A 16,882-nucleotide genomic window follows, 5' to 3' on the forward strand; every position below is an offset into this window, starting at 1 on the left:
TGGCAGATCTCACCCTGCCAGTCTTTCCTTTTGTAGAGCTGGGGAGCCGTGGAAAGCAAGGGATCCCTGCAGTTATCATGTCACTGCCAGGCTCCGCCTCGACTTCGAAAGAAGCTGGAGGTGGAGTGGATTTGTCTCGAGAAAAGAAGGAGCAAAGGGCATGGAAAGCGTACTGAGATCTCTAGTGATCGGGGCAATTGCCGGTTGGCTGGCAGGGTCTATCCAGCGCGGCTACGGTTTTGGCCTGATCGGTAACATCATTGTCGGCATTTGCGGAGCAGTTGTGGGAGAATACCTTTTCAACTTGCTCGGCTTATGGACTACGGGTCTGCTGGGGAACTTGGTGATGGCAACCGTTGGGGCTCTGGTTTTGTTGGCGTTGCTCAACTTTCTTCGCCGGGCTTAACTTCTCCAAGGGGGGTACGTCGCCAGCGGGCAGGGATGGCTGACGTGACGCTGCTTTTTTTGGTTGGCTGTGGATCAAACCCGTGTCTGGTTCAGATTGCCGGGTAAGGAGCACCTCTGCTCAGGCCGGAAGCTGTCATTAAAAAAAGGGGGCCATAGAGCCCACCCCTCTTCCGTGACCTACTCCCGGCACTGAGTACAGCGCAGGGCTCAGCTACCCCCACCACCCCCACGAGCTAAAGCCGGGATGGCAGAGGGGCAGCTAGCGGTGCAGGTAAGTGTAGGCCCGCAGGTTGTCTTCAAAGTGCTGCTGCAGCGCCCTAGCCTGCTCTAGAGTGATCTGCCCCCTTTGTAGAGCGGCTTCAGTGGCGTGGTGCAGGGCTTCCACCAGGTCTTCGCTGGTGTATTGCACCCAGCTCAGCACCTCAGCAATCGTGTCTCCCTTGATCACTTGGGAGACGTGATAGCCGCCAGGACGGGTGCGGACATGCACCGCGTTGGTGTCGCCAAAGAGGTTGTGCAGATCCCCCAGGATCTCCTGGTAGGCACCTCCCAAGAACACCCCCAGCAGGTAGGGCTGCCCGTCGGGATCATGCAGCGGCAAGACCGAGGTGATTTGGCCGTCTTCGCCAAAGAAGCGGTTGATCTTGCCGTCGCTGTCGCAGGTTAGATCCGCCAAGGTAGCCCATTGGCGCGGCTCCTCGTCCAGACGGTGGATGGGCATGATGGGAAAGACCTGGCCGATGGCCCAGCTATCCGGCAGGGACTGGAACAGGGAGAAATTGCCGTAGTAGATGCTGGCCAGCATCTCGTCCAGCTCCAGGAGATCTACAGCCACGGGCTGTCCTGCCTGGTACTGCTCGTAGGCCAAGGTGCAGATCTTGTCGGAGCAGTTCCAAAACAGCCGCTCCACCTCGGCCCGCTCCTGCAAGCTGAGGGATCCCTCGATGAACTGGCGCAGGGCAGCTTCTTTTAGCTCCTGGCAGCGGCGATAATCGGCCACTAGGGTATCGGGCCGGATCTCGTAGTAAAGCTGGTTTAGCTTCTGGATCACCTCTGCACTGGAGGTGAGCTGGGTAGGCATGGGGTAGGGGCTAGCCACATTGACATCCTGCACGTCAAAGACCAACACCGACTGGTGGGACATCAAGGCCCGCCCGCTTTCGGTAACCAGCACCGGTGGCCGGATCCCGTGCGGCTGCAGGGTGGTCAGCACTGTCTGCACCACGGTGGCGGCGTAGTCCTCGACGCTATAGCTCTGGGAGAAATGACTGGCGGACTGGGATCCGTCGTAGTCAACCCCTAAGCCGCCGCCGATATCCAGGTAGCCCATCGGCGCCCCCAGCTTGACGAGTTCAATGTAGATCTGGCTGGCCTCCCGCACAGCCCGCCCGTGCACACTCGCCATCGAGATCTGCGAGCCGATGTGGTAGTGCAACAGGCGCAGACAGTGCAGCTTGCCGACTTCCCGCAGCCGTTCCACCACCTGCAAAATCTCCGTCGCTGTAAGGCCAAACTTGGCCCGATCCCCGGCCGAGGTGCCCCAGCGCCCGCTGCCTTGGGTAGAAAGCTTGGCCCGCACCCCCAGCATGGGATCAATGCCCAGGTGCTCGGCAGCCTGCAGCACCAGCTCCAGCTCCTGCAGCCGCTCCAGGACGATGATGGGCGTGCGCCCCAGCCGCTGGGCCAAGAGGGCCGTTTCCATAAAGTCGCGGTCTTTGTAGCCATTGCAGATGAGCAAAGCCCCAGGAGTGTCCAGTAGAGCTAGGGCGATCAACAGCTCCGGCTTCGATCCCGCTTCCAGGCCAAAATGGTAGGCGCGGCCGTGCTTCACCACCTCTTCCACCAGGTGGCGCTGCTGGTTCACCTTGACCGGGTAAACCCCCCGATAGACATTGGGGTAGCCAAAGCGCTCAATGGCCTGCTGAAAGCTCTGGCAAAGCTGCCGCATGCGGTCAGCCACAATCTCGGGAAAGCGAATTAACAACGGCAACTGCAAACCCCGCGCCACCAGATCCTTCACCAGGTGGTACAGGTCAATGCCCGGTTCCTGCTGCTGTAGGCCCTGTGGGGTTACCTCCACATGACCGGCGGCGTTGATACGGAAGTAGGGCTCCCCCCAGTAGCAGATGCGATAGAGCTTTTCGCTGTCTCGCAGTGTCCAGGGAGAACGAGTCAAAGTCGGCATAGCAGTCCCCCAGATACCGAGATGTGAACAGCGCAGGATTTCCGCACAGAATCCACAATATATTGCTCTATTTCAGAAGGCGTCAAGATTTTTCTCAAGCAGGGACGCTGTGCCGGAAACCGCCTAAGCCTTGCCAGATAAGGCTTTGGGCTTGAGAGCTCCTTGAAAAAGGCTCTAGCGGCAAGCTCTCTCTTTCTCTTTCTTTTGCTGTTTTTCTTAGTCTTTCTCACTAATGCTCTTTTTTGCCTCGATGGATCCCCGCTGTAACCCTGCGGGGAAGGGCACGAACGCCTGGCTGCTCCTCAGCAAAGGGGTGATTGGCGACGTGAAGTTGGTCTGGGCCTGCAACTCTTGCGGTGGCGGCCCTGGATGAGTTTTTCTCCCCACCCCCGAAGCTTCGACTCCCCAACCCCGCAGGTACGGAGATCCGTAATAGGTCGGCTTTTCAACCCCCAGAAATGGGCGGCATTCTCGCCCTAGCGTTGCCAACCACCTGGTTAAGATCGGCTCAGGAAATGGCTAAGCCTTTGCCAGATTTTCGCAAGTTGGCTGCCCAAGCTACCCCACAAGCGGATGGGCTGGCGGCGGTAACCGAAGTCCTGTACACACAAAGAGGAGAAGAAGGAGCCGATGGGAAAAGTTGTAGGAATTGATCTGGGCACAACCAACTCGGTTGTCGCCGTAATGGAGGGGGGTGTCCCCACGGTTATTGCTAATGCCGAGGGGAGCCGCACCACACCCTCAGTAGTTGCCTTTACCAAGGATGGGGAGCGCCTGGTGGGTCAGATGGCTCGTCGCCAGGCAGTGCTCAACCCCGAGAACACCTTTTACTCCGTCAAGCGGTTTATCGGGCGCAAGTACGACGAGGTGGGCGCCGAGGCCAGGAGGGTTCCCTACCAGGTGCGGCGGGATGAGCGGGGCAATGTCAAGTTGTACTCACCCCGCATGAACAAGGAATTTGCCCCCGAGGAAATCTCGGCCATGGTGCTGCGCAAGCTGGTCGAAGATGCCAGCCGCTACCTGGGTCAACAGGTCACCCAAGCCGTTATTACCGTGCCTGCCTACTTTAATGACTCTCAGCGGCAGGCCACCAAAGATGCAGGCCGCATTGCTGGCTTGGAGGTGCTGCGCATCATCAACGAGCCGACAGCGGCTTCCTTGGCCTACGGCTTGGATAAGCGCACCAACGAGACCATCCTTGTCTTTGACCTGGGCGGTGGTACCTTCGACGTCTCCATTCTCGAGGTAGGAGATGGGGTCTTTGAGGTGAAAGCCACTAGCGGCGACACGCAACTGGGCGGCGACGACTTCGACAAGAAGATCGTCGACTGGATGGCCGAAGAGTTCAAGCGCATGGAAGGGATCGACCTGCGGCAAGACCGACAGGCCCTGCAGCGGCTAACAGAAGCTGCTGAGAAAGCCAAGATTGAGCTGTCCAGCGTCTTGGAGACCACCATCAACCTGCCCTTCATCACTGCCACTGCCGACGGTCCGAAGCACCTGGAGCTGAAGCTCTCGCGCGCCCACTTTGAGCACCTCTGCGCCGACCTGCTAGAGCGCTGCAAAGGTCCGGTGGAGCAAGCCCTGCGGGATGCTAAGCTCACCAAGGCTGACATCAACGAAGTGGTGCTGGTGGGCGGTTCCACCCGCATTCCGGCGGTACAGCGGTTGGTAAGGGAACTGCTGGGCAAGGAGCCCAACCAAACCGTCAACCCCGACGAGGTGGTGGCTGTCGGCGCTGCCATCCAAGCCGCGGTGCTGGCGGGCGAGGTCAAAGACGTGCTGCTCTTGGATGTCACTCCCCTGTCGCTGGGGGTGGAAACCCTGGGCGGTATCGCCACCAAGCTGATCCCGCGCAACACCACCATTCCCACCCGCAAGTCGGAGATCTTCTCCACAGCGGAAGATGGGCAGACCTCGGTGGAAATCCACGTGGTCCAAGGGGAGCGGGAGTTGGCTCGCGACAACAAATCGCTGGGCCGCTTTAGGCTGGAAGGGATCCCACCCGCTCCTCGGGGTGTGCCCCAAATTGAGGTGACCTTTGATATCGACGCCAACGGCATCCTCAAGGTAACGGCTAGAGACAGAGGAAGCGGCAAGGAGCAGAGCATCTCCATCACCGGCGCCTCCACGCTCGATAGCAAAGAGGTGGAGCGGATGATTGCCGAAGCGGAAAAATACGCCGCTGAAGACCGCGCTCGCCGCGAGAAAATCGAGCGCCGCAACAAGGCCGACTCTCTGGCCTACCAGGCCGAGCGGCAGTTGAAGGAGCTGGGAGACAAGATCTCCTCCAGCAAGCGCAGCCAAATCGAAACCCTGGTGCGGGAGCTGCGGGAGGCCATCCAGCGCGATGACGACAGCGCCATCCAAAGCAAGGAGCGGGAGCTGCAGGAGGCTCTCTACGCCATGAGCAGCGAGCTCTATCAGCAAGCTGGCGCTTCCTCTAGCTCCACTGCTAGCGCAGGGAAGACTGCCGGCGGCAGCGATGACGTCATTGACGCCGATTTCACTGAGGCCAAGTAACCCCTGCGGGATCCCTCTAGGAAGGAGGGATCCGGCTTCTGGTGCCAGTTTCAACAGGAGGAGGGAGGGAATGGGCAAGGGTCACTAGCCCGCCTCCTTCCTTCTTCGGGGTTGGTAGCCCTCTGCCTGCGGATGCCTCCATGCAAAGCTTCAAGGACTACTACAAAATTCTGGGGGTTAGCAAGACAGCCACTGCTGAGGAGATCAAGCAGGCCTATCGTCGCTTGGCGCGGAAATACCACCCAGACGTCAACCCCAACGACAAAACTGCTGAGGAAAAGTTCAAAGACATCAACGAAGCCTACGAGGTTCTCTCCGATCCCAGCAAGCGCAGGCAGTACGACCAATTCAGCCAGTACCACCAGCAGGGTGGCTTTCGCTACCGGCGAGAGACCTACAGCAGCCCCTTTGGCGAAAGCTCCTTTGGCGAGGACTTTGGCTTGGGGGGAGGGGGCGTCGATTTCGACCAGTTTGAAGACTTTCAGGATTTTATCGATCAACTGCTAGGGCGAGTGCGCAGCTCTGGCAAAGACCGCAGCAGTCCTTCGGCCAATGCCAACTACGACGCGGAGGCCACCCTCCACCTTTCCATCCCGGAAGCGTTTGAGGGGGGGAAGCGCCGCCTGAGGGTGGGCGGGGATCGCGTGCTTGAGGTGAGCATCCCACCGGGAATCACGCCGGGCAAGCGGATTCGCCTGCGCGGCCAGGGCCACCCCAAACCCAACGGGGGCGCTGGCGATCTCTACCTCAAGATCGAGCTGAAGGAGCATCCCTTCTACCGCCTAGAGGGGTTTGACGTCTACTGTGACCTGCCGCTTAGTCCCAGCGAGGCGGTTTTAGGTGCCCAGGTGGAGGTGCCCACGCTAGACGGGCTGGTGAAGCTGCGCATCCCGCCAGGGACGCAACCAGGGCGAAAGCTGCGCTTGGCAGAGCGGGGCTTTCCCAAGGGCAACGGGGAGCGAGGCGACTTCTACGCGGTAGTTCAGATCTATTTGCCCACGCGGCTTTCGGAGGAGGAACGAGAGCTCTACGAAAAGCTGCAGCGCATCCAGTCCTACGATCCCCGCGCCGCTCTCAAGCTCTAGCTAGGCAGTTGCCTTGGCTAGCTCTGGAGTGGGCGGTTGGAGAGCCCGGTCCAAGAGCTCCATGGGGTGGTAGATGGGGATCCTGGCCTTGCCTTGCAGGCGCAGGTGCTTTTGGATTTGCAAGCGGCAGCCGATGTTGGCGGAGACAATCCCCTGGGCGCCGGTGTTGAGGAGGTTGGCCACCTTTTGGGATCCCAGCTCGTCCGCCACCTCGGGTTGCAACAGGTTGTAGACGCCGGAGCTGCCACAGCAGAGGGCAGCATCGACGGGATCCCGCAGCTCTAGGCCCGGGATCTGCCGCAGCAGTTGGCGCGGCTCCTGGCTAAGGCGCTGCCCGTGCAGCATGTGACAGGCATCCTGATAGACCAGCACCAAGGGATCCGGCTGCAGCGGATGGAGAGGAGCGGTCAACCCCACCTGAGCAAGAAACTCCTGGATGTCCTTGACTTTGGCCGCAAACTGGGCTGCTTTCTCTTGGTAGTGGGGATCCTTACCCAAGAGGTGGCCGTACTCCTTCAGCGTATGCCCGCAGCCAGAGGCAGTGATGAGAATGGCATCCAACTCGTAGCCGGCAAAAGCATCCACCATCTGGCGGGCCAGAGTTTTCGCCTGCTGCAATTGCCCTTGGTGGTAGGGCAAGGCTCCGCAACAGCCCTGGGCAGGTGGGATCACCACCTCACAGCCATTGTGGGTTAAGACGCGCATGCTGGCCTCATTTACCTGGGGGGCAAACAGGCGCTGCACACAGCCAAGAATCAGCCCCACGCGAAAGCGGCGCTCGCCCACCGCCGGGATCCGCTCCGGATAGCGCTTGGGAAAAAGGTGCTCCACCTGCAAAGGGGGCAGCAGCGATTCCATGGCCGCCAGCCGCGGGGAGATTTTTTCCAGCCCCTTGCGGATCCAGGCGCCGATCCCCATCTTTTGGTAGAGCCAGAGGGGCCAGAGCAGCGGTCGCAGCCGCTCCGGATAGGGGAAGAGGAAAAAAATCAACTGGCGGTACAGTCGATCCCAGAGGTTGCGGCGGTAGTTGCGCTCAATCTGAGGTCGGGTAGCGGCAATCAGCCGGTCGTAGCGCACCCCCGAGGGGCAAGCCGTTACACAGGCCAAACAGCCCAGGCACGTGTCGAAGTGGGAAACCACTGCCGCTGAGAGAGAGATTTGGCCCTGATTGAGGGCGTCCATCTGGTAGATGCGGCCCCGCGGCGAATCCGTCTCCTTGCCGAGGACGCGATAGCTGGGGCAGGTGGTCAGGCAAAACCCACAATGCACACAGGCATCGATCAGCTTCGGATCCGGGGGATCCACCCCATCAAAACCCGGCCCTTGCGATAAACTCATTGGCTTCGACCTATCGCGCTCTCAGCTCTACATGGCCATGCAGGGAGACCATTGGCAGCTTGCGATCCCACTCTCCCTTTCCTGCATCTTAATGCCAGAGGCGGGATCTGAGGGAGTTTACTCCCATCCAGGCGCTCTTCTGGCTCGTACTACCCTAGAGAAAGCACTTGTCAACTCTTCCCTTTGAGAGCCATGAACTGGCAACACCTCTTCACTCGCGCTTTTTGGGCGGCGACCCTCGCCAGCTTGTGCCTGCCGGGAGCGGTTCTGGCCCAGGCTAACCTGCGGGAGCTCCCTCCGGACTTGGCAGAACAGCTCACCACGGAGCGGATTTTGCAAGCCTGCGCCGCCAACCAAGCCGATACGCTGCCCAGCCCTTTCCCAGACGTGGTGCCGACCGACTGGGCCTACAAGGCAGTGCTGACGCTCTACTACTGTGGGGCCTACCGGGGGGCAATCCCGCCGGAGCAATTCCGGCGTTACCTGGAGCAACAACGGGGATCCCAAACCTAGAAGGCTGGCCCTACTTCAAAGATCGGTACATTTCCTCGATGAGGTGAGCGTAGCGCTCCGCCACGGGGTTGCGCTTAATTTTCAGCGTCTGGGTCATGAGGCCATTTTCCACACTCAGGGGCTCTGGCAAGAAGCGAAAGTCAGCAACTTGCTCGTCGGGCCGATAGCCAGGGCGCTCTTGGATGCGGCGGCGTACTTCTTGCAAGATGAAGCGGCGCACCTGCGGGTGAACGAGCAGCTCGGTCTCGGCAGTAGGGATCCCTTGCTCAGCAGCCCAGGCCTTGAGGGCGTCGAGGTTGGGGTAGATGAGGGCAGCCAATTTTTTTTGGTCTTGCCCGACGATCACAATCTGGCTGATGTAGGGAGATTGCAGGCAGGCATCTTCCAGTGGCTGTGGCTCAATGTTCTCGCCGTTGCGCAAGACAATGACATCCTTGGCCCTGCCGGTGATCACCAGTTGGCCGTCGGGAGTGAGCCAGCCTAGATCCCCGGTTTCAAGCCAGCCATCAGAGCTGAGAACTTTAGCGGTGGCTTCTGGATTGTTGTAGTAGCCCATCATCACCTGCGGGCCACGGGCCAGGATCAACCCCTTTTGGCCAGGGGGCAAGGGCTGCCGGGTTTCCGGATCGACAATGCGAAACTCCGTCCCTGGCAGCGGTGGGCCAGCCGTACCGCGCACGTTGTTGTCAGGACGCCGCGCGCATAGCACTGGCGAGGTTTCCGTGAGGCCGTAGCCATTCAAGATGGAAATCCCAACAACTTCATAGAACAGATCCAGATAGGCAGGTAGGGATGCGCCGCCGCTAATAGCATGTTGAAAATTGGGGCCTAGTGCTTGTCGCACCTTGCGGTAGATGAGCCAATCGGCCAGCCGATGCAGGGGCCAGAGCAGCCAATGTTGCAAGCGAGCCCGTAGGCGCACCCAGGGGCTGACTCCGTAATGCAAAATTGACTGGTTGCGAGCTATCCGTCCAGAGAGCACATGGCTTTCACTGACAGCCATCAGAGCACGGATTAGCCACTGCAGGAGGGGGCTTTTCTCTTTGAATTGCCGCTGGATCCCTTCATAAACGGTTTCCCAAATGCGCGGCACTGCCACCAAATAGTGGGGCTGCTCCTGTTGAAAATCTTGTTTGATAAAGCGGGGGCTGGTATAGACCAGCGTGCAGGCGCGACTAAGGAGAAAATACTCGCAAGCCCGCTCATAAGAGTGCCAAGTGGGCAGAATGCTCAAAACCTTGTTCCCCGGTTGGGGCTGTACGACCGCGCCCAAGTTCTCCACCTGGTGCATGAGGTTGCCGTGGCTGAGCATCACCCCCTTGGGCTGGCCGGAGGTGCCGGAAGTGTAGATGATGGTGGCCAACTGGGATCGCTCCAACTTGGGGGGCTCGTAGCGGTGTTCTCGCCCTGTTTGCAGCCACTGAGAAAAATTCACTACTCCTGGCTCTTCTTCGTCCGAAAGCAGCAGCAGCCGCTCTAGACCCAGCTCCTCCACAACTGACCGAACCCGTGCCAGCGTCTTCACATCCTGGGCAATCACAGCGGTGCTCCCGGAATGGCGCAAAATGTAGCCCAGCTCCGCTGGATCCGCTACGGCGCTGCGCGGCACATTGACTGCTCCTGTAAACAGCGTGGCCAGATCCGCCATCAGCCAGCGGGGGGAGTTGTCGGCAAAAATGGCTACCCGATCCCCAGGGCGAATGCCCAAAGCCTGTAAGCCAGCAGCCAGCGTCTGAATGCGGCGGAACAGTTCCCCATAGGAAATCTCAAAGACCGGCTGGGCATGGGGATCCCTGAGGGCAGGCTGGTCAGCAAACTTCTCGGCTAGGACTTGCCAGACGTTGAGTAGAGTCGTCTCTGGGGCAGCGGGTGTAGCAGCAGCGGAGACAACGGTCACAGATCCGGGCCGTAAATCACGCTTACACTTTAACAGAGCGCGCACAAACTCGAAGGCAGTCCTCCAGGGATCCCTATGCGCATTGGCGTGCCCAGGGAGATTAAAGAGCAGGAATTCCGCGTCGGCCTAACACCAGCGGCGGTGCGGGTCTTGACTGAGCAGGGGCACCAGGTGTGGGTGGAAACTCAAGCGGGCCAGGGAGCCGGCTTTACTGACGAGGACTATGAGAAGGCGGGGGCCAGGCTGGCTGCTACTCCTGAGGAGATCTACCAGCAGCAGTTGGTGGTGAAGGTGAAAGAGCCCCTGCCTGCAGAGTATCCGCTGCTCCATCCGGATCTGATCCTATTTACCTACTTGCACTTGGCGGCTAGCCGCGAGCTCACCCAAGCCCTCCTGCGTTCGGGGGCCACCTGCCTGGCTTACGAGACAGTGGAGCTGGCCGATGGCTCCCTGCCTCTTTTGATGCCCATGAGCATGATTGCTGGGCGGCTCTCGGTGCAATTTGGTGCCCACTACCTCACCCGCCAAGAGGGGGGGCGAGGCGTACTGCTGGGCGGGATCCCAGGTGTGCCACCGGGACGAGTGGTGATTTTGGGCGGAGGAACCGTGGGTACAGAGGCGGCCAAAGTGGCCGTTGGCCTGGGAGCGCAGGTGCAGATTTTGGACATTAACCTGCAGCGGCTCAACGAGCTGGAGCTCATCTTTGGATCGCGAGTGGAGTTGCTCTACAGCACCCCCCAAACCATCGAGGAGTGCGTTCGCAAGGCCGATCTCGTGGTGGGAGCGGTGCTGGTGCCGGGCAGGCGGGCGCCGATTTTGGTGAGGGAGGAGTTGGTGGCCCAGATGCGGCCCCGATCCCTGATTGTGGACGTCGCGGTGGATCAGGGAGGCTGCATTGCCACCACTAGGGCCACCACCCATGCCCAGCCGGTTTACGAAGCCTACGGCGTGTTGCACTACGGCGTTCCCAACATGCCAGGGGCTGTTCCCTGGACCTCAACCCAAGCCTTGGTCAATGCCACGCTCCCCTACATTCTCAAGCTGGCCAACCTTGGCCTGGCCGCTGCCCTGGAACAAGATCCAGCTTTGGCCAAAGGGCTTAACATTCGCTCCGGCAAGCTCATCCACCCCGCCGTGCGGGCTACTTTCCCCGACTTGGCCAACTAGCTTTAGAGGCTGCCACTACTGGTGCTCGAAGACGTTGCTATACCCCAGCAGATCCAGCTCGACAAGGGTGGGAAGGTGCTGGAAGCAACGCTGCGCCAGTTCCCAGCGCTCCTCTCGCTGCAGCATCTGGGCCAACTTGTGGCGCACCGGGATCAAGTAGCGGACGTCGTTGGCTGCGTACTCCAACTGCTCCGCCGAGAGGGCATGGACAGCTCCCCAGTCGGAGCTCTGGGCTGCCTTGTTCAACTCGACCCCGCACAGCTCGCTCACCACATCTTTGAGGCTGTGCTTGCTGGTGTAGGTGCGAGCCAGTTTGCTAGCAATCTTGGTGCAGAAGACTGGCCAGACTTGGATCCCCAGGTGGTAGCGCAGCATGGCCAGGTCAAAACGGGCATAGTGGAAAATCTTCTCGATGCCGGGATCCGTTAGCAGCTTGGCCAAGAGAGGGGCCTGCCTGACGCCGCGGCTAAACCGCAGCAGCACCACCTCACCGGCAGCGTTGGCAATCTGCACAACACAGAGTCGATCCCGCTGCGGGATCAAGCCCATCGTCTCTGTGTCCACCGCCAGGTAGGCTTCTCCGGCCAGGGCTTTGACCAGGTCGGGGGTGAGATCGTCGTCGCAAATCTGGAAGGGCTTCAGGGCCACGGGGAGCTCCCCTCAGGGCAGAGAAGGTGCTTGCTTTTCCAGAGCAGTTGCCAGCAGCCTCCAGCCCATCTGGGCTACCAGCTGGCTTTGACCACGCCAGGTAGCAGGCCGCGGTGAGCCATCTCCCTCAGGCTGTTGCGGCAGAGGCCAAAATCCCGGAAGTAACCGCGGGGACGGCCCGTTTTCCAGCAGCGGTTACGCAGGCGGGTGGGCGAGCTGGAGCGCGGCAGCTTTTGCAGTTGGGCATGCAGCTCCATGCGGGTGGCCTGGTCGAGGTTGGGATCAGCCAGCGCTGCCTTCAATTGCTGGCGCTTTTCGCGATATTTTTCAACCAAGCGCTGGCGCTTTTTCTCCCGCTCGATCATGCTTTTTTTAGCCACGGCTCACCTGTTTCCCCAATTTTTCAGCTCTACTAGGATAACGAGCAGGGGCAACTGGCAGCAAGGGGAGCCTGCCTATGGGTTAGGGGCACGCTAGTATTGCCGCCTGCGTGGTGCTTGCAAGCCACCGCTGCTGCTGGCCGCGAAGTGCTGGCGGATGCTACGCCATTACCTAGCAGGGATGGAGCTGGTACTGCAGGCGGGGTTCTCCTCTAGTCCTTGATTCACCGGACAATTGGCCACTTTGTGGCATAACCAACCTTCTGCCTCGACGTAGATGGGCTGAGCGAGTAGGCTTGCGAGTACATCTTTTCTGGTAGGCACTTTGCCTAGGCTAAAGTTGGCTCCGTCTTTAGCCGGTGTGCCTTAGGTGGGCAAGGAGCAACTACCTGCAGCTTGCGGGGAAGTCGCGCCTGTGGAGATCCCTCTGGCGGGGTAGTAGAGGTGAACTCTACTACTAGCTACGGGTCGTGGAAGCAGGAAGGAAGCCTCAACGCCGAGTGAAAGTCTGCTTTTGCCTGGGGTTGTGTAAGTCTTTCAGAGCGGTTCCTAGCGAAAGCGGAAAACCCGTTCCCAGGCCTGGCGGACAAACTCCCTGAGCCAGCCGGATTTTTGGGCGCTCTCCACCTGGGCCTTGACCACCGCCTGCATGCCTCCCTCTCCCCAACTCTGGTTGCGCTGGAAGTACTCGATAAAGCTTTTGCCGGCAATGCGGGTGAGATAGCCAGCGCTGGCTGCCTGGATGGGTGCTGTCAGCCAAAAGCCAACAACGCTGACCTCAGCCACTGTAGCTAGGATCCCGGTGGTCAGTTGGATTGCCCCTTCCACCAGACCCAAGCCAGCCAAGGTCTTAGCCAAGGACAAAGCCAGCTCCCGCCCCTGCTGTAGGTTCATCTTGCAGCCGTAGAGGGATCCCAGCTCCACCACCATCTGGGCGTTGATGGCGGCAATGGCCAGGAGATCCAGCGCTGGGATGGGGTTGGCAAAGACCACACCGGTTACAATCCACTGAAAGCGATCGACCACTTCCTCCGCCTGGCGACGCAACTGCGCCTGGAGAATGCGCTTGGCCTCCTCGCCCAACTGCTGGGATTGCAGGAGGGCATTGTCCAAGGCCAGGGATCTCCCCTCGGCATAGAGCACCGCCTGCACCCGATCCCGCACTGCCGCCACCTCGGGTTGCGGCTGCCAGGTTTGGGATCCCAGGCGCACGGGGGCCGGGTTTGCAGCAGCTGGCAGCACGTCTTCCGGTTGGATAAGGGGGTAAACCCGTTCCCGCAGCCGCTGGAGCAGAAGCTGCTGTTCCTCGGGAGTGTAGAGGTCAATTTTGTTGAGCACCAGGAGGGCCCGTTTGCCCAAGGTCAGAAGGCGGCGCAGGGGCTCCAGCTCCGACTGGCGCAGATCCCCGTCCACCACTACCAGTAACAGCTCGGCAGCCTGGGCCTGAGCCTGGGCCTCTTCTTCCCGCATGGCTCCTGCCGGCCCAATTTCCAAAATGCCTGGACAGTCCACGATCTTCACGGGGTGGAGGATGCCGGGCAGGTTCCAGTCGTAGACGGCCACGGCTTGCGTGGTGCCCAGGGTGGCCCCCACTGCTCCCACTGGCCGCCCCAGGAGAGCGTTCACCAGCGAGGTTTTGCCCGCCGAGCCTGTGCCGAAAACCACCACCTTCAGTTGAGGCTGGGCCAACTGCTGGGCTAAGCGGGCTGACCGTTCTGCCAGCGCTGCTCGGGCCACCTGATCCTGAATCTGGGCTACTTGAGCCTCCAGTTGGGCCAGGTTGCGCCGGGCTGCCTCCCACTTTTCGGCGGGGGTTGTCGGGGAAGCTAGCCGAGGGAGGCGCTGGGTTGGAGACGAGGAAGCTCGGCCAAAGAGAAACAAGTAATAGACCGAGGCGGCCAAAAACACCACTAGCAGCAGCGTCAGCACTCCAACTAACAGACCCCCTAAAAGGGGGTGGTAGCGGGTGGCGTAGTAGAGCTCGAGAAAGGACTGAATCAGCCACACAATTAGGCCTGTAAACAGGGCCAGCAGCGCCAACAACAGCAGCAAGCGCAGGTAGAAAGCCAAGCGCATGGGCCTCAATAGCCACAACCGATTGACTCTAGCCGCGGCTGCCCCTATCCCGCCAGCTTGAGGTCCTGCCGCTGCGTTCTGGCAAACTTCCAGCTAGGAAAGAGGGCGCTCGAGGATGCCACCTCCCAGCAGCAGATCCCCCTGGTACCAAACGGCGGCCTGGCCGGGGGTGACGCCAAACTGGGGCTCGGCAAATTGCAACTTCACGCGTTCCGGCGATTCCGGGATCAAGGTAGCTGGCACGGCAGGGGTACGGTAGCGCACCTGCACTTCTACCTCCAAGGGCTCTGATGGCGCTGGGATCGACACCCAGTTGACCTGCCGCACCCAGGCTTCTGCTTGGGTGGCTTCTTCCCGCTCTCCCACCACCACGCGGTTCATGGCTGCATCGATGCGCACCACATAGAGCGGACGAGGGGCAGCAATGCCTAAGCCCTTGCGCTGGCCAATGGTGTAGTGGTGAATGCCCTGGTGGTACCCCAGGACCCGCCCCTGAGTATCGACAATTTCCCCTGGCCTTTCCCCCAAGTGCTGATCCAGGAAGTTGCGCATCGAGCCGTAGGTTTCAATTAGGCAAAGATCCTGGCTCTCTGGCTTGTTGGCGGTGGCCAAGCCGTAGCGCCTAGCCATCTGGCGGGTCTGGGCCTTGGTGTACTCGCCCAAAGGGAAGAGGCTGTGGGCCAAGTGCTCCTGGCTGAGGTCGTAGAGAAAATAAGACTGATCCTTTTGGCGATCCACAGCCCGCAGCAGTTGGTAGCGCCCTAGCTCGGCGTTGAAACGTACCCGCGCGTAGTGGCCAGTGGCAATCTGCGAGATGCCCAGCTGCTCCTGGGCGTAGGCCAGCAGGGGACCGAACTTGACCAGCTTGTTGCAGCGGGAGCAGGGCAGCGGTGTGATCCCGTCCGCATAGCCGGCTAGCAGGTACTCGACAATGTGGGTTTGGAACAACTCGCGGCTATCCACAATGTGGTGCGGGATCCCCAGTTGCTCACAAACAGCAGCAGCATCCACCAGGCCGTCGGTGCAGCACTGGCCTTTCCCCCGCATCAGCCACAAAGTAACCCCTTCCACAGCGTAGCCCTGTTCGTGGAGGAGAGCTGCCACTGTGGAGCTGTCTACCCCCCCAGACAGAGCCGCCACGATGCGGGGCCGAGAGGGAAGTCCGGCTATCTCAGGATGGGGTTTGGTAGCCACCATAGAGCAGGGGATAAGAACAGAAAAGCTTGCCTCCTCCTCAAAGGAGCCCTCCAGCAAGCTGAACCCCGATCTTCAGCTTAGCTTGCTTCTAATCCGCTGTTGGGGATCCTGCTTCCGGAAAACCCCTTTGGCGCAGCCGTCGCAGGGAATCCAGAGCGGTTGCGGCAACGCTATCGTTAGGATCCTTGGCCAGATAGTTGAGGGCGGAAACGCTCTTAGGCGAGGGCAGATTTCCCAAGGCCTGGGCCAGCCGCTGCCGCACCAGCCAATCTTCCGATTGGGCAAAGCGCAAGAGGTGATCCAGCGCCCGCAGATCCCCCAGTTCCCCCAAGGCAGCGATGGCCGCCTGCTGGAGCAACTCTTCCGGCCCCTCCAACGCCCGCAGCAGTACGTCATAAGCTCGGGGATCCTTCAGGTTGCCCAACGCTACGGCAGCACTAAAGCGCACCAGCCACTCCACATCTTCGTAGAAGGCACGCACCAGCGCCTCGAAAGCCCGGGGGTCTTCTAGGTATCCCAGAGCGCCTGCTGCATTGGCGCGAATGCTGTAGTCCGGGTCCTGGGTGAGGATCTCCACCAACTTAGGCAGACAGGCGTCAGTTTGCTTGACCCCGAGCGCAAAGACGGCAAAAGAGCGCACTTGCAGGTTTTCATCGTCAACGACCTGCAGAATCAGCGGCACTGCCTGCTCTGCTGGCACGTCCCGCAACTGCGCCAAGGCCAGCATCCGATCCGCTGGTCGTGGGCTGCGCAGCCGCTCGGCAATCTCCTGTAATTGGCTAGGGTTGGCGGGATCCAAAGTGGGGAGAGCCAGAATGTTTACAAGTTTTAATTATGGCAAACTTTGCTGCCTTGGGTCAGGAATTGCTGTTCTAGTGGGAGAGGCTTGACAAAAAGGCAGCTCGAGGTTAGCCCCATTGCGAGGATTTTGGATATTTTAGTCCAGAGACGCTCTCCCAGGGGTTTTTATGGTTCGCCCACTGCTTTTGCTTGGGATCCTGCTGGGGTTGGCAGGAGGCATGTCTCTGGCTCCCGCTTTGGCCAACGCCCAGGCAGTTCGGGACGCCGAGCTGGCCCTGCAGCCGCTTTTGCCGCCGGGATCCCGCATCCTCCGCTCCCGCCGGCTCAGCAACACGGAAGCGGAAGTCTGGGTAGAATTTCGCGGCAACAGCAACCCCGTGATCATGCGGCTCAACCCCTCAGGCCGTTGGGAACAGGACATGAATGCTACCCTGGCCCGTGGAGCTAGCCAGCTGCAGGCTCTTGCCCGGCAACAGACGGCGGCTCTGCCCGAAGGCTTTGGCCAGACTGCTCCCGACCAGCCTCGGCCCTTGCCAACCCAACCTGCCTCCATCCTGATCCCACCTGTGGATCGGGAGCAGGAAACCCAGCGGGCTCTGAGTAGGGCGGGACGGGCGGATCCCTTTGTGCCCCAGAACGTGCGCGCTCCCGAGCCCCCTCTACC

13 protein-coding genes and 1 pseudogene are annotated in these 16,882 nt (G+C 60.4%); 6 read left to right on the forward strand and 8 right to left on the reverse strand.

The genetic code is table 11. The features are described from left to right. Positions 1-160 precede the first annotated feature (160 nt). Positions 161-406 (forward strand): GlsB/YeaQ/YmgE family stress response membrane protein, encoded by a 246-nt coding sequence (locus NW808_RS07795; protein ID WP_414420824.1) that lies wholly within the window; start codon positions 161-163, stop codon positions 404-406. Positions 407-667: 261 nt separating this feature from the next. On the opposite strand, the gene speA is transcribed toward NW808_RS07795, so the two are convergent. Then, positions 668-2,593 (reverse strand): biosynthetic arginine decarboxylase, encoded by a 1,926-nt coding sequence (gene speA / locus NW808_RS07800; RefSeq protein WP_414395009.1) that lies wholly within the window; start codon positions 2,591-2,593, stop codon positions 668-670. A gap of 630 nt (positions 2,594-3,223) precedes the next feature. Between speA and dnaK the strand changes: the two genes are divergently transcribed. Further along, positions 3,224-5,116, forward strand: a complete 1,893-nt coding sequence (dnaK, locus tag NW808_RS07805; RefSeq protein WP_414409726.1) for a molecular chaperone DnaK — start codon at positions 3,224-3,226, stop codon at positions 5,114-5,116. Between the two features lie 140 nt (positions 5,117-5,256). Further along, positions 5,257-6,201 (forward strand): DnaJ C-terminal domain-containing protein, encoded by a 945-nt coding sequence (locus tag NW808_RS07810; protein ID WP_414412439.1) that lies wholly within the window; start codon positions 5,257-5,259, stop codon positions 6,199-6,201. On the opposite strand, the gene NW808_RS07815 is transcribed toward NW808_RS07810, so the two are convergent. After that, positions 6,202-7,539 (reverse strand): (Fe-S)-binding protein, encoded by a 1,338-nt coding sequence (locus tag NW808_RS07815; RefSeq protein WP_414420825.1) that lies wholly within the window; start codon positions 7,537-7,539, stop codon positions 6,202-6,204. Positions 7,540-7,731: 192 nt separating this feature from the next. Here NW808_RS07815 and NW808_RS07820 point away from each other — a divergent pair, with 192 nt between their 5' ends. Next, positions 7,732-8,052, forward strand: a complete 321-nt coding sequence (locus NW808_RS07820) for a hypothetical protein (RefSeq protein ID WP_414420826.1) — start codon at positions 7,732-7,734, stop codon at positions 8,050-8,052. A 10-nt stretch (positions 8,053-8,062) separates the two neighbouring features. On the opposite strand, the gene NW808_RS07825 is transcribed toward NW808_RS07820, so the two are convergent. Beyond that, positions 8,063-9,949, reverse strand: coding sequence for an AMP-dependent synthetase/ligase (locus NW808_RS07825; RefSeq protein ID WP_414420827.1), 1,887 nt, complete (start codon positions 9,947-9,949; stop codon positions 8,063-8,065). A gap of 75 nt (positions 9,950-10,024) precedes the next feature. On the opposite strand from NW808_RS07825, the gene ald reads away from it, so the two are divergent. Beyond that, a complete protein-coding gene (ald, locus tag NW808_RS07830; protein WP_414420828.1) occupies positions 10,025-11,116 on the forward strand; it encodes an alanine dehydrogenase in 1,092 nt (363 codons plus the stop codon). Between the two features lie 15 nt (positions 11,117-11,131). On the opposite strand, the gene NW808_RS07835 is transcribed toward ald, so the two are convergent. The 5 genes from NW808_RS07835 to NW808_RS07855 all read right to left on the reverse strand — a co-directional run bounded on the left by NW808_RS07835 (position 11,132) and on the right by NW808_RS07855 (position 16,216). Next, positions 11,132-11,764: a ribonuclease D gene (locus NW808_RS07835; RefSeq protein WP_414420829.1), complete on the reverse strand. Its 633-nt coding sequence runs from the start codon at positions 11,762-11,764 to the stop codon at positions 11,132-11,134. Between the two features lie 74 nt (positions 11,765-11,838). Further along, positions 11,839-12,144, reverse strand: coding sequence for a 30S ribosomal protein S14 (gene rpsN / locus NW808_RS07840; protein ID WP_414406312.1), 306 nt, complete (start codon positions 12,142-12,144; stop codon positions 11,839-11,841). Positions 12,145-12,693: 549 nt separating this feature from the next. Beyond that, positions 12,694-14,220, reverse strand: coding sequence for a YcjF family protein (locus tag NW808_RS07845; RefSeq protein ID WP_414420830.1), 1,527 nt, complete (start codon positions 14,218-14,220; stop codon positions 12,694-12,696). A gap of 93 nt (positions 14,221-14,313) precedes the next feature. Next, positions 14,314-15,417, reverse strand: a complete 1,104-nt coding sequence (mnmA, locus tag NW808_RS07850; protein WP_414420831.1) for a tRNA 2-thiouridine(34) synthase MnmA — start codon at positions 15,415-15,417, stop codon at positions 14,314-14,316. An 88-nt stretch (positions 15,418-15,505) separates the two neighbouring features. Beyond that, positions 15,506-16,216, reverse strand: a complete 711-nt coding sequence (locus NW808_RS07855) for a HEAT repeat domain-containing protein (protein WP_414420832.1) — start codon at positions 16,214-16,216, stop codon at positions 15,506-15,508. Between the two features lie 169 nt (positions 16,217-16,385). On the opposite strand from NW808_RS07855, the pseudogene NW808_RS07860 reads away from it, so the two are divergent. Continuing rightward, positions 16,386-16,882 (forward strand): annotated as a pseudogene (locus tag NW808_RS07860) (hypothetical protein); the annotation flags it as partial.

It is taken from the genome of Synechococcus sp. W70.1 (genome assembly GCF_047461515.1).
Lineage (GTDB): Bacteria > Cyanobacteriota > Cyanobacteriia > Thermostichales > Thermostichaceae > Thermostichus.